The organism is Desulfomicrobium norvegicum, assembly GCF_900114595.1.
GTDB classification, from domain to species: Bacteria; Desulfobacterota; Desulfovibrionia; order Desulfovibrionales; family Desulfomicrobiaceae; genus Desulfomicrobium; species Desulfomicrobium macestii.
The window spans coordinates 26,897-40,512 of the sequence record NZ_FOTO01000004.1; the positions used below are offsets into that span (position 1 = coordinate 26,897).

Below are 13,616 nucleotides of genomic sequence, written 5' to 3' on the forward strand. Positions count from 1 at the left end.
CGATCTTGCGTCGAAACCATGCCGATTTCGTGAAAATTGTCCTTGACTCGACACTCTATCTTCTCCAAAAAAAAGGGCTTGCTGGGAAGTGTCGCCATGTCCGCGCCCCGGCTGAATTATTTGTCCGGAGGGGTCATGACGGATTCGGCGGCGCAGAGCCAGGCATTGCCGGTTGTTCAATTGCGAAACGTGGCAAAGAGTTACGACGGGCAGCATGCCTTGACGGACGTATCCCTCGACGTGCAGCGCGGCGAGTTTCTGACCATTCTTGGGCCTTCGGGTTGCGGCAAGACGACCATCCTGCGCCTCGTGGCCGGCTTTGAGAGCGCCACCGCCGGAGTCATCACCATTGACGGCAAGATCGTGACCGACCTTCCTCCGGAACGTCGCAACGTCAATACGGTCTTTCAGAGTTATGCTCTTTTTCCGCACATGAACGTGTTCGACAACGTGGCCTTCGGGCTGCGCATGAAGAAGCGCCCCGCCGCCGAGATCGCCATCGAAGTGCGCGAAACCCTGCGTCTGGTCCAGTTAGAGGGCTTCGAGACTCGCATGGTCGGCAAGCTCTCCGGCGGTCAGCAGCAGCGCGTGGCCATCGCCCGGGCCATCATCAACCGGCCGCTCGTCCTGCTTCTGGACGAACCTCTCTCCGCTCTCGATTACCGGCTGCGCAAGCAGATGCAGCTCGATCTCAAACACCTGCAACGCAAGCTCGGCATCACCTTCGTCCTGGTCACCCACGATCAGGAGGAGGCATTTTCCATGTCCGATCGCGTCGTGGTCATGAACAACGGCCACATCGAGCAGATCGGAACCCCGGTCAGCGTTTACGAGGAGCCCCGCAATCTCTACGTGGCCCGCTTCGTGGGCGAGATCAACATCATCAATGCCGAGGTGGTTGAGCTTGGCGAGGGGCGCGCCAGGGTGAGGGCGCAGGGGCTGGACGTGTTCATGCGCACCAGCCACGCCTTCCATCCGGGCGAGAAGGTGCACATCCTGCTGCGCCCCGAGGATCTGCGGGTCGAGACCCTGAAGGATCTGGCCGAGGACCCGGAGCTGGAGGATGTCTTCTCCCGCGACCGTTCCCTCGTCGGCACGGTGGAGGAGACCATCTACAAGGGCGCGACCTACGATGTCGTGGTCAGGCTGGATGCCGGAGGCATTGTCACGGCCACGGAATTTTTCAACGAGGACGACGAGACCGTCTATTTCAAGGCCTCGGATCGGGTGGCAGTGAGCTGGGTCGAAGGCTGGGAAGTGGTGCTGCCGTATGAAAAATGACGGCTTCTTCAAGCTTGCCGTCATAGTCGGCGTCATCTCCTGGATGGCGATTTTCGCTTTTGTGCCCAATGTCCTGGTCTTTTTGGCCAGTTTCAGCTCCACCTCGTCCGCGAATTTCATCGAGCCCGGCTTTTCCCTGAACAATTACGCCCGGCTGATGGACACGACGCATCTCGACATTCTGCTGTCATCCCTGCGGCTCTCGGGGCTGGTCACGGTCATCTGCCTGGTCACGGCCTATCCCTTCGCCGCCATCCTGGCCCGGACCCGCAAGCCGCTGCGCAACACGTTGCTCCTGCTGGTGGTCATCCCCTTCTGGACGAATTCCCTGGTGCGTACCTACGCCATGACCGCCATGCTCAACTCCAGCGGCATCGTGAACAACGTGCTGCTGTTTCTGGGCGTCATCGATGCGCCCCTGGCCATGATGTACACCCCCGGCGCCGTGGTCCTGGGCCTTGTGTACACGCTGCTGCCGTTCATGATCCTGCCCCTGTACGCCGCCCTTGAGCGCCTGGACCGCCGTTATCTCGAAGCGGCCCGGGACTTGGGCGCGAGCCCCTGGCGGGCGTTCTGGAAAGTGGTCGTGCCCCTGACCATGCCCGGCATTGTCTCCGGTTGCATGCTGGTCTTCCTGCCGGGCATCGGCATGTTCTACGTGTCCGACGTGCTTGGCGGGGCCAAGGCCATGCTGCTTGGCAACTTCATCCGCGACCAGTTCCTGACCACCCGCGACTGGCCTCTGGGCGCGGCGGCCAGCGTGACCCTGACCGTGCTCATGGGGCTCATGCTGCTCCTGTACTGGAAAAGCGCCGCCCGGCTGGGCAGGAAGGAGGCATGATGCGAAAATTGCGCATTCTCTACGCCACGCTGGTCTTTTTTTTCCTGTATTTGCCGCTTGGCGTCATGATCGCCTATTCCTTCAACTCGTCCCGGTTTTCCATGGCCTGGAAGGGCCTGACCCTGGACTGGTACGTCAAGCTCTTCAGCAACACCGCGCTCATGCAGGCGGCCCTGCACTCGCTTTTCATAGCGGCTCTGGCGGCGACATGCTCCAGCATCCTGGGCACGCTCATAGCCATGGCGTTGCAGCGCTGGCGCTTTCCGTCGCGCAAGGTCATCCGCACCTCGCTTTTCGTCATGATGATGTCTCCGGACATCGTCATCGGTATTTCGCTTCTGGTGCTCTTCATGGCCCTGTCCCTGCCCCTGGGCTTCTGGACCCTGCTCATGGCCCACGTCACCCTGTGCGTGCCCTTTGTCGGCATCACGGTTTACGGCAGGCTTCAAGGGTTCGACCCGCATGTGGTGGAGGCCGCGCGTGATCTTGGTGCGGGGGAGTACGAGGTCTTCCGCCACGTGGTCCTGCCCATGGTCTTTCCCGCCGTTCTGGCCGGGTGGTTTTTGAGCTTCACCCTGTCCATCGACGACGTCATCATCAGTTTCTTCACCACCGGACCCACGTTCGAGGTACTGCCCTTGCGCATCTATTCCATGGTCCGACTGGGGCTCAAGCCCGAGGTCAACGCCCTGTGCGCGATCATGATTCTTATAACCGCTGTGGCGGTCTTCGCATCGCAGCGCTTTTTGAAGGAGAAATCATGAAACGATTGGTATTGACGGCCCTGTGCCTCATGCTGGCCACCCAGGTTCTTGCGGCATCCAAGGAACTGTATGTTTACAATTGGTCCGAATACATGCCGGACAGCGTGCTTGAGGATTTCACGAAGGAGACCGGAGTCAAGGTCATCATGTCGACCTATGACAGCAACGAGGCCCTGTACGCAAAGATACGGATGGTCGAGGCCAAGGGATACGATCTTATCGTGCCGTCCACCGATTTCGTGGCGCGCATGCACAAGGAAGGCCTGCTCATGAAGCTGGACAAGTCCAAGCTGAGCAATCTTGGCAATCTCAATCCAAAGCTGATGAATCAGTCCTTCGATCCGGACAACAACTACAGCGTGCCCTACATGTGGGGATCGACGGCCATCGCCGTGAACACCAAGGACCCGGCCGCGGCCTCGGTGACGTCGTTCGCCGACCTGTGGAAGCCTGAGCTGGCAGGAAAGATTCTTTTGCCCAACGACATGCGCGGCGTGCTCGGCATGGGCCTCAAGCGCCTGGGCTATTCCCTCAACGAGACCGACCCGGCCAAGGTCGCCGAGGCCTGTGAGCTTTTGCAGCCGCTCATGTCCAGCGTGCGCGTCTTTGATTCCGATTCGCCCAAGCAGGCCATGCTCAACAACGAGGTGCAGGCGGCGGTGCTCTGGAACGGCGAGGCGTACATCGCCACCGGCGAAAATCCGGATATTCGCTACATCTATCCGACCGAAGGCTACAGCCTCTGGATCGACAACCTCTGCATCCCCAAGAACGCGGGCAACGCGGACAACGCCCATCTCTTTATCGACTACCTGTTGCGTCCCGAAGTGGCGGCGTTCATTTGCCAGGAGATGGGATATTCCACCCCGAACCTTGCGGCCCAGGCGATCCTTCCCGAGGACGTGCGCGGCAACGCCATTGTCTATCCCGGGGCCGAAGACATGGCCCGGGGCGAATTCGAGACCGATCTCGGACCCGCCGTGAAGGCCTACGAAGAATGCTGGATGCGACTCAAGACCAGATAGCGACAAAGTTTCGGATGAATGTTCGCGGCGCGTCCCGGTGGGGGCGCGCCTTTTTTTGGTCTTGTTGTTTTCGTTTCCATCGATTGCGTTTCAAATCAGCTTTTCGCAGGTTTGGCGTTGGAATTCGTGTCTGGTCATGGTAACAGGCTCGGCGTGAGCACCAACGCGGCGAAGCTTCTTTGCCGACACGAATTTATTCTGGGGGGTGGCCATGGATTCCGAATTGCGCAAGCGCCTGGATGATTTTTTCGATGTGGGTTTCGGCAAGACCACCGGCATCGACACGGCTCTGGAGATCACCAAGATTTACGCCGGATCGGCCGCCGCCGATCCGGACAAGATTCCGGACCTCTTTGTACGGCTGGTTCAGCTTTTCGAGCCCCGGCTCGAAGTACGCGACGAGCGCTGAATTGACAGCCCCGGGCAAGTCGGCCATGAACTCGGCTTTTGCGAACATTTTCGTGAGGCAGCAATGAGCTTTTGCGTCAAGGATATTCTGCGCATGCAGGTCGCGCCGGCATTGGGCTGCACCGAGCCCGTGGCGGTGGCCCTGGCTGCCGCCGCTGCCACGGCTGTTCTGCCCGGCAGACCCGAGCGGCTGGATTTGTGGGTCGATCCCAATATTTACAAGAACGGTCTGGCCGTCATCATTCCCGGCACGGGAGGTCTGAGCGGTCTGGATCTGGCCGGGGCGCTGGGCGTTTTCGGCGGGGACGCCGCGCTGGGCCTGGAAGTCCTCGAACCGCTAAACGACGAGTCCGTGCAGGCCGCCCGGACCCTGGTGCGTGACGGAAGGGTGACCCTCAACCTGCTGCATGAGCAGCGGGGGCTTTTCATCCGCGCCGAGGTTTTCGACGGCTCGCACGTGGCCGAGGCGGTCGTTCGCGACATGCACGACAACGTGGTCAGCGTGAGCCTTGACGGCACCCTGTTGCCTCGCGCCCAGACTTCCGGGAAAGTCGCCGTCTCAAGCGAGATGCCGCGTCTGGAGGCATGGATCAAGGGCCTCGCCCTGGAGGATCTGGTCCGCCTGCTCGACGATCTGGACGACGAGGACCGCGAATTTCTGATGGAAGGCGTGCGCACCAACGTGCGTCTTGCCGAGCATGGGCTGAAGTTCGGCCCCGGCCTTGGCATAGGCAAGGCCCTGGACCGATTGGTCCGGCAGAAGCTCGTCTGCCGGGACATGATTCTGGCCGCGCGCATCCTGACCTCCGCCGCCTCCGATGCGCGCATGGGCGGAGTCAAGCTTCCGGCCATGAGTTCCGCCGGAAGCGGAAATCACGGTCTGACCGCCATCCTGCCCATCTGGGCCATCCGCGAATTCATCACCTGCGAGGAAAAGGACGTGCTTGAAGCCATGGCGCTCAGTCATCTGGTCACGGCCTACGTCAAGGCCCACACCGGACGGCTTTCCGCCGTCTGCGGCTGCTCCGTGGCGGCCGGGGCCGGAGCCAGCGCCGGGGTGGCCTATCTGCTGGGCGGCAATCTGGCGCATATCGCAGGGGCCATCAAGAACATCATCGAGGACCTGGCCGGAGTCATCTGCGACGGGGCCAAGGCCGGCTGCTCCCTGAAGCTGGCCACGGCCGCGGGAACGGCCGTACAGGCCGCACTTTTTTCGCTGCAAGGCGTCAATGTCATGGACACCGACGGCATCATCGGCGCTTCGCCCGAGCAGACCATGCAGAACATAGGCATGCTCAGCACCGAAGGCATGATCGAGACTGATCGGACCATTTTAAAAATAATGCTGGCCAAACGCTTCTCCGGATTCTGATACCGGACGCCGGCCAAAAGGAGTACATACCAATGAACATATGCATTGTCGGAACGGGGTACGTCGGACTGGTGTCCGCGGCCTGCTTCGCCGAGATGGGCAACGCGGTGACCTGCGTCGACATCAACCCCGACGTGATCGAGCGGCTCAAGAAGGGCGAGGTGCACATCTACGAGCCTGGCCTTGAGGCCATGGTCCGCCGCAATTTCCAGGAAGGCCGCCTGACCTTCACCACGGATCTGGCCGAAGGCCTGAAAGACAGCCTCTTCGTCTTCTGCTGCGTGGGCACCCCCGAAGGCGAGGACGGCACCGCCGATCTGCGCTACGTCCATCAGGTGGCCCGCGACGTGGGCCGTCAGATGAACGATTACAAGATCATCGTGGACAAATCGACCGTGCCCGTGGGCACCGCCGACAGCGTGCGTGCCACCGTGCAGGAGGAGCTGGACAAGCGCGGGCTCAATATCGAGTTCGACGTGGTTTCCAACCCCGAGTTTCTGAAGGAAGGCGACGCGGTCAACGACTTCCTGAAACCCGACCGCGTGGTCGTGGGCACCGACAACGTGCGCACGGCCGAGCTTCTTAAGAGCCTCTACGCACCCTACGCCCGCAGTCGCGAGAAAATGATCGTCATGGGCGTGCGCAGCGCTGAGATGACCAAGTACGCAGCCAACTGCATGCTGGCCACCAAGATCTCCTTCATCAACGAAATCGCCAACATCTGCGAGAAGGTCGGGGCCGATGTGCGCGACGTGCGCCACGGCATCGGGGCGGATCATCGCATCGGCTACCAGTTCATCTATCCGGGCGTCGGCTACGGCGGGTCCTGCTTCCCCAAGGACGTGAAGGCGCTCATCGGCACGGCCCAGGGCGTGGGCTACGAGCCGCAGCTCCTGAATGCCGTGGACGAGGTCAACGATCGCCAGAAGACCGTCATCGCGCGCAAGATCGAGACCTATTTCGCCGAGCAGGGCGGTGTGAAGGGCAAGACCTTGGCCTTGTGGGGTCTGGCCTTCAAGGCCAACACCGACGACATGCGCGAGGCCCCCTCCCTGGAGCTGATCCGGCACCTGACTGATCTTGGCATGCGCGTGCGCGCCTTCGATCCGGTGGCCGGTCCCAATGCACGCCGCATCCTTCAGGACAACCCGCTGGTGGAGATATGCGAGGATCAGTACGAGACGCTCAATGGCGCCGAGGCCCTGGCCGTGGTCACGGAATGGAACCAGTTCCGGAATCCCGAATTCGCCAGGATCAAGGCGGCCCTGGCCGCTCCCATCCTCTTTGACGGCCGCAACCTCTATTCGCCGGCGCTCCTTGCAGCCGAAGGGTTCGCCTATTTTTGCGTGGGCCGCTGAGACTCCGGCGCAAAATCGCCTCTCATAACAAGCAAAGCCCCGGCCGGAACTCTCCGGTCGGGGCTTTGTCGTCTGCATGTGGATACGTCGTGACGCGGGGCTAGAGCACCTGCGCCACCGCCCCTGCGATCTGGTCCAGGTCGTCGATGAGGTGGAAGCCGGAGTCGGCCATGGCCTGGAGTTTGACCTCTATGCCGCCAGCCCCTTTTTCGAGGATGGCTCCGGCGTGGCCCAGTCGCTTGCCAGGAGGGGCCGTGCGCCCTGCGATGAAGCCGAAGACCGGGAGTTCGAAGCCGCTTTCCCGCATGTATTGCCCAAGCTCCTCCTCGGCCTTTCCGCCAATCTCGCCCAGGATGACCACGGCGCGGGTCTGCGGATCGTGGCGCACCAGCTTGCACAGGTCCGTGAAGGAGGTGCCCACGAAAGGATCGCCGCCGATGCCGACGCACACGGATTGCCCGATCCCCGCTTTGGTCAGCCGGTCCACGCATTCATAGGTCAGGGTGCCGCTGCGCGAGAAGACGGCCACCGGGCCGGGGGTGAAGATGTCGCCGGGCATGATGCCGATCTTGGTCTTGCCGGCCATGACCAGGCCGGGACAGTTGGGCCCGATGACTCGTGTCGGGCTGCCTTTCAGGCGCTCCAGGGCGCGCAGCATGTCGAGCTGGGGGATGCCGTCGGTGATGCAGACCACCCAGCCGATCCCCGCGGCAGCGGCCTCCAGCACCGCATCTGGAGCCATGGCTCCGGGCACGAAGATGATGGACGCGTCGATGCGCATGGCTTTTACGGCCTCGCGCACGGTGTCAAAGACCGGGACTCCAAGGACCTCGGAACCGCCCTTGCCGGGGGTCACTCCGGCCACGACCTTCGAGCCGTATTCCTGCATCAGGCGGCAGTGCAGTTGCCCCTGCTTGCCGGTCAGGCCCTGGACCAGGATGCGGCAATCGTCGGGCAGGGGGAAGGGCGTGCTCGTCTGGCGCGGCCGGGCCGGGAGCAGGGGGGCCGTGGACGGGACGATCAGGGGCTTGTGCCGGGCTTCGGGCCTGTCGCCCTTGAGTTTTTCCAGGGCGGCGCGGGCCGAGGTCAGATCGGGGCACAGATGCAGTCCGTTCAGGGCTGCCTGGTTCAGGAGTTCCAGCCCCTGGACCGAGCCGTTGCCCGCGAAGCGGACTACGATTGGTTTGCGCGGCTCCTGCCCGTCCAGCGCTTCGAGCATGGACCGGGCCACCTTGTGGCAGGACAGGATTCCGCCGAAAATGTTGATGAAGACCATGCCCACGCGGGAGTCGTCAAAAAGGATGTCCAGGGCCGTGCGCATGGCTTCGCTGTCCGCGCCTCCGCCCAGATCCAGGAAATTGGCCGCCTCCAGGCCCGAGTAATTGAGGATGTCCATGCTGGCCATGGCCAGGCCCGCGCCGTTGACCATGAGCCCGACATAGCCGTCGAGTTTGTGGTAACTGAGGCCCGCCTCGCGGGACCTGTTTTCCTCGTCGCTTAAGTGCGCGGCCTCGAAAAAGCGGTTCAGGGAAGGATCGATGCCGATCCTGTGTCCGTCGATCTCGACCTTGCCGTCCAGGGCCAGAAGCCCTCCGTCCGTGGTGATGACCAGGGGGTTGATTTCGGCCAGGAGCAGACGATGGCGCAGGCAGCAATCGAAGAGGTTTGTGAGCAGGGCATGGAAGGGTTTGGAAAGTTCCTTGGGCAGGCCCAGGTGGAAAAAGATGTTGCGGATCTGAAAGGGGGCCAGTCCGGTGTCGGGGGCGGCGTGTTCGATCAGCAGGGTTTCCGGGGCGCAGGCCTCGATGTCCACCCCGCCGAAGCGTCCGGCGGTGATGACGAAAGAGCGGCTTTGACGGTCCAGGGTTATGGAGAGATACAGTTCGCGAGTGTACGCGGCCTTGGGTTCGATGCGCACCAGCTGGACTTTTTCGCCCTTGATGGCGAGCGTGAAGAGCTTGGTCAGTTCGCTTTCGGCCTGCTCAAGGGTATCCGCCATGCGGATGCCGCCGGCCTTGCCCCTGCCGCCGCTCAAGACCTGCGATTTAAGGACCCAGGGCAGCGCGAAAGGGGGGGCCGGTTCGTCTCCCGGCCCGAGAAGCGTCCCTCGGGGGACAGGAATGCCCGCCTCCTTGAAAAGTCGCTTGCTGTTGTGTTCATTGAGCTTCATGACTCTCTCCTCGCTTCAGCTGTTGTCAAATACCATGCCTTGGACTATCACCGCGAAATGACATTCGGGACGGGGCTTCCGGGTGGTGACTCCCCGGGCCTCGCGATTTTGTCTGTTGCATACCTGCCTTGGGTTGAAAATCAAGAAAAATTACGACAACACTCTTTTTTTATTCATGTAATCCGTCAAAAATGCAAAAATTAAGAATTTTAATCACCATCGGACTGGCCTTGACGTTGAATCTTTTTTCGGCGTCGGTGCTGCGGGCCGATTCCATCGCGCTTACGGATCTCGGGGTGGATAACGCCCAAGGCTCCGTCTCAGTGGGTTTCAGCGTCGTGATCAATGAAATGGCCCCCCTGATGGAGGCCTTGCAGAACGGCGGACAATACGAGGTGCGCTGTTCCGGCAAGCTTTACAAGCGCCGCCTTGGTTTCTGGGACGCCTTCCTGGCCGAGGCAGAGTACTCATGCACCGTGGCGAGCAAGCCCATCGCGCGTGAATGCGTGATCACGGATCACCGGGGCAGCCATACCTTCGAGTTCACGGGCCTGGAGGACGAACTGAACCGTTTCTGGTCGCGACTGTCCTTGCCCATGGGCAGTTGGGACGCCATCGAGCGCGGACAGGCCTACCGCGTCGTGCTCACGTTCAGCGTCACGCGCACCAATGTTCCGGGCTGGGTCAGCAAGCCGCTCTTTTTCGTCAGCTGGGACCTGGTCCCCGAAGTGGTGTACGTACTGGATTTCGATTTCTGATTTCAACCAGCCGCGAGGAGCATGGACAAGTCATCTCGTCACATTCCCGTGCAGGAACGCACCGCGCATGAACGTCGCAAGCGGCAGCGGGAAATCACCCTGGCCGCCGTAGGCATCTTCCTTATCGTCATCCTGACCTGGATCGAGCTGCGCCTGCTGGGCCTCAATTCCTACCTTTTCTTCGCCCTCTTCAACGTCAATCTGATTCTTCTCATTCTGGTTCTCTTCCTGGTCCTGCGCAATGTCATTAAACTCGTGCTGGACCGGCGCAGGAGGGTGCTCGGGTCGGGCCTCAGAGCCAAGCTGGTCCTTGTTTTCGTCACCCTGTCCATGGTCCCGACCTTCATCATGTTCGTTCTTTCGACCTGGTTCGTGCAGACCTCCGTCGATTATTGGTTCCAGGCCCAGGTCGAGACGTCCATGGATCAGGCATTGAGCGTGGGGCAGGATTTTTATGCGTCCGCCGAATCCGGTCTTGAGATCAAGGCACTGGGAATCCTTGAGCATTTGCGGGAACGGAAGCTGGATTTCAAGGCCAAGGGGGCGGACGAGGCCCTGCGGAAAAAAAGTCGTGAGTACAGACTGAGCCTGAGCGGCGTGATCACCGGCACCATGCAGCAACAACAATGGGAGTCCACTCCGGTCTGGAACGACATCTGGCCCCGGATCAGAAGCGAAGTGCCTTTTGCCGAGCTGGCCAAGGGCGCCCGGTATTGGAGCACCCTCTGGCCGCATCCGGATTCGGATCTGGTGATCGGGGTCATGCCCGTGGACGAGGCCGGGTCGGCCTTTCTTGTCGTAGGCGCGGAGGTGGGAGCGGGTTTTCTGGACCGGCTGGAACTGATCGCCCAGGGCGTGGGCGAGTACAAACAGCTGCGCAGTCTCAAATATCCATTGAAAATGACCCTTTACATGGTCCTTGGACTCATGACCATGCTCATCTTTCTCGGGGCGACCTGGTTCGGGTTTCGGCTGGCCCGGGAACTGAGCGCCCCCATCCAGGCGCTGGCCGCTGGAACCCAGCGCATCGCCCAGGGTGACCTTTCGGTCCGGCTCATGGACGAGTCCCGCGACGAGCTCGGTCTTCTGGTCCAGTCATTCAACAGCATGGCCGAGGATCTGGAGCAGAGCCGCACGCACCTGACCCGCGCCAATCTGCAGCTCGAAGAGCAGTATCAGGCGCTTATCGCCAAGAATCACTACGTACAGGCCATTTTGGAGAATATCACTGCGGGCGTTGTTTCCTTGGACAGGGCCGGACGGATCACGACCATGAACCGCGCGGCCGAGGGCATTCTCGGGCTTGAAGCCGGTGCGCTCATCGGCGAGTCCGCCCTGGACCTGATGGGCCCGGCCCATCGTGGGCTGGTGCAGGAAGTCAGTCAGCTGCTGCGCGGCAGTCCGGGATCCCAGTGGCAGCGCAGGCTCGACCTGGAGGTCGGCGGCGAAACCATCAAGCTTCTGATCAACGCGGTGGCGCTGATGGACAACGAAGGCGGGGACAGCGGCATCGTCGCGGTTTTCGAGAACATTTCGGAGCTTGAAAAGATGCAGCGTCTCGACGCCTGGAAGGAAGTGGCCCGGCGCATCGCCCATGAGATCAAGAATCCGCTCACCCCTATCAAGCTCTCGGCCGAGCGGCTGGAGCGCAAGTTCGGGCCCGTGGTGGCGGACCCCGTCTTCACCCAGTGCACGGGGCTCATCGTCAAGCAGGTCGAGCATCTGCAGGAAATGGTGCGGGAATTTTCAAGCTTTGCCAAACTGCCCGAGGTGATGCTTTCCGCCGGTCGCGTCGAGCCCCTGCTGCAGGAGGCCATCTCGGTTTTTTCGAACAGTCACGCTTCCATTCGCTGGGTCCTTAGGGCCGAGGATGTCCCTGCGGTCATGCTCGATCGCGAAGCCATGGGCCGTGCCATCTACAATATCCTGCTGAACGCGGCCGAAGTGTTGGCCGATCAGGAAGACGGACGGGTCGAGACCGTTCTCTATGCGCGCAAGCGCAAGGGCAGGATCTACATAGAGATCAGCGACAACGGCCCTGGCATCAAGCCCGAGGAACAGTCGCGCATGTTCGAGCCCTACTACTCGACCAAGCGCAGCGGCACCGGCCTTGGCCTGGCCATCGTCAAATCCATCATCAGCGACCATCACGGGCATATCCGGGTCAAACCCAACGAACCGGCCGGCACCACCTTTGTCATTGAACTTCCGGCCGCACGCGGCGAGGCATGATGCATACCAACGCTTCCATTCTCATTATCGACGATGAACGAGACATCCGCCTGTCCCTGCGCGGGATTTTCGAGGACGAAGACTGGCAGGTGACCGAGGCCGGCAACGGAACCGAGGGGCTTGGGCTGGCGCTGGAAGGGGATTTCGATCTCATCTTTCTCGACATCTGGATGCCCGGCATGGACGGCATGGCGGTTTTGTGCGCGCTGCGGGACAAGGGCGTGGACACTCCGGTGATCATGATCTCCGGCCACGGAAACATCGAGACCGCGGTCACGGCTCTAAAAAACGGAGCCTTCGATTTCATCGAGAAACCCCTGTCCCTGGACAACGTTCTGGTCACGGCGGGCAAGGCCCTGGAGCTGTCCCTGCTCAAGCGTGAAAACAGGGAGCTGCGTTCCCGCATCCAGCCCGAAGAGGCTCCGACCATAACCGGGTCTTCGCCGGGCATTGTCCGGCTGCGCGAGCTTGTCGCCCAGGTCGGCCCCACCGAGGCCTGGGTGCTCATCACCGGTGAAAACGGGACCGGCAAGGAGATCGCGGCCCGGGCCATCCACCGCGCCAGCAAACGGGCTTCCAAGGAGATGATCTGCGTCAACTGCGCGGCCATTCCGGAGGAGCTGATCGAATCCGAGCTGTTCGGCCACGAAAAGGGCGCCTTCACCGGCGCGGACAAGGCCAAGAAGGGCAAATTCGAGCTGGCCGACAAGAGCACCCTGTTTCTGGATGAAATTGCCGACATGAGCCTCAAGACCCAGGCCAAGATCCTGCGCATCCTGCAGGAGCAGAAATTCGAGAGGGTGGGGGGGACCAAGACCTTCAAGGTTGACGTGCGCGTCATCGCGGCCACCAACAAGGACCTCGTGCAGGAGATGGTCGAGGGGCGTTTCAGGCAGGATCTGTATTACCGGCTCAATGTCTTTCCAGTGTGCGTTCCGCCCCTGCGCGAGCGGGCCGAGGACATTCCGGAGATGATCGAGTTTTTCTCGCGGCGCATGATCGAGGAGCAGAGCTTGAGGCCCGTGCGTTTCGATCGGGAGTCCCTGGATCTGCTCAAACGCTACGCCTGGCCCGGCAATGTGCGCGAGCTCAAGAATTTCGTGGAGCGGCTCTTCATTCTTTATCAGGGGCAGGAAGTGAACGTCTCCATGCTTCCGCCGGAATACCGGGCCAGCGCCGCCCTTGACAGCCTGGCCATGGTCCCGGACGGAATCACGGACTTCAAGGAGGCCCGGGCCCGGTTCGAGGAGGCCTTCCTGCGCCGCGAGCTGGCCCGCGCGGACGGAAACGTCGCGCGGATGTCGGAAAACATAGGGCTGGAGCGGACGTATCTGTACCGCAAGCTCAAGACCTACGGCTTTGGCGCTGAAGAGGGGCGCTAGCGCGGCAGGCGAATGCGTTTGCCGG

General features: G+C 61.5%; 11 protein-coding genes. 10 read left to right on the forward strand and 1 reads right to left on the reverse strand.

The annotated features are described in order from the left end of the window. Positions 1–135: 135 nt before the first annotated feature. The 7 genes from potA to BMZ24_RS07745 all read left to right on the forward strand — a co-directional run bounded on the left by potA (position 136) and on the right by BMZ24_RS07745 (position 7,049). Complete coding sequence (gene potA / locus BMZ24_RS07715; protein WP_092190949.1) at positions 136–1,281, forward strand: spermidine/putrescine ABC transporter ATP-binding protein PotA; 1,146 nt, start codon at positions 136–138, stop codon at positions 1,279–1,281. Then, the gene (gene potB, locus BMZ24_RS07720; protein ID WP_092190951.1) at positions 1,271–2,122 is read left to right on the forward strand and encodes a spermidine/putrescine ABC transporter permease PotB; all 852 of its coding nucleotides are present in this window, start codon (positions 1,271–1,273) and stop codon (positions 2,120–2,122) included. Before potA ends, potB begins: the two co-directional genes overlap by 11 nt. After that, complete coding sequence (gene potC, locus BMZ24_RS07725; RefSeq protein WP_092190953.1) at positions 2,122–2,886, forward strand: spermidine/putrescine ABC transporter permease PotC; 765 nt, start codon at positions 2,122–2,124, stop codon at positions 2,884–2,886. The genes potB and potC overlap by 1 nt, the downstream gene beginning before the upstream one ends. Beyond that, on the forward strand, positions 2,883–3,911 hold the full coding sequence (locus BMZ24_RS07730) for an extracellular solute-binding protein (RefSeq protein WP_092190955.1): 1,029 nt from the start codon (positions 2,883–2,885) through the stop codon (positions 3,909–3,911). The genes potC and BMZ24_RS07730 overlap by 4 nt, the downstream gene beginning before the upstream one ends. Before the next feature lie 211 nt (positions 3,912–4,122). Continuing rightward, positions 4,123–4,320: a hypothetical protein gene (locus BMZ24_RS07735; RefSeq protein WP_092190957.1), complete on the forward strand. Its 198-nt coding sequence runs from the start codon at positions 4,123–4,125 to the stop codon at positions 4,318–4,320. 63 nt (positions 4,321–4,383) lie between these two features. Beyond that, positions 4,384–5,691 (forward strand): L-cysteine desulfidase family protein, encoded by a 1,308-nt coding sequence (locus tag BMZ24_RS07740; RefSeq protein WP_092190959.1) that lies wholly within the window; start codon positions 4,384–4,386, stop codon positions 5,689–5,691. Positions 5,692–5,723: 32 nt separating this feature from the next. Next, a complete protein-coding gene (locus BMZ24_RS07745; protein ID WP_092190961.1) occupies positions 5,724–7,049 on the forward strand; it encodes a UDP-glucose dehydrogenase family protein in 1,326 nt (441 codons plus the stop codon). Positions 7,050–7,149: 100 nt separating this feature from the next. Here the strand turns inward: BMZ24_RS07745 and sucD are convergent, their stop codons facing one another. After that, entirely contained in the window at positions 7,150–9,219 is a 2,070-nt protein-coding gene (gene sucD / locus BMZ24_RS07750; RefSeq protein ID WP_092190963.1) for a succinate--CoA ligase subunit alpha, read from the reverse strand. A gap of 230 nt (positions 9,220–9,449) precedes the next feature. On the opposite strand from sucD, the gene BMZ24_RS07755 reads away from it, so the two are divergent. The 3 genes from BMZ24_RS07755 to BMZ24_RS07765 are packed head-to-tail and all read left to right on the forward strand — an operon-like array spanning position 9,450 to position 13,591. Further along, positions 9,450–9,977 (forward strand): DUF4390 domain-containing protein, encoded by a 528-nt coding sequence (locus BMZ24_RS07755; RefSeq protein WP_161949082.1) that lies wholly within the window; start codon positions 9,450–9,452, stop codon positions 9,975–9,977. Between the two features lie 21 nt (positions 9,978–9,998). Further along, positions 9,999–12,209 (forward strand): sensor histidine kinase, encoded by a 2,211-nt coding sequence (locus tag BMZ24_RS07760; protein ID WP_092190967.1) that lies wholly within the window; start codon positions 9,999–10,001, stop codon positions 12,207–12,209. Further along, entirely contained in the window at positions 12,209–13,591 is a 1,383-nt protein-coding gene (locus tag BMZ24_RS07765; RefSeq protein ID WP_092191431.1) for a sigma-54-dependent transcriptional regulator, read from the forward strand. Before BMZ24_RS07760 ends, BMZ24_RS07765 begins: the two co-directional genes overlap by 1 nt. Positions 13,592–13,616 lie beyond the last annotated feature (25 nt).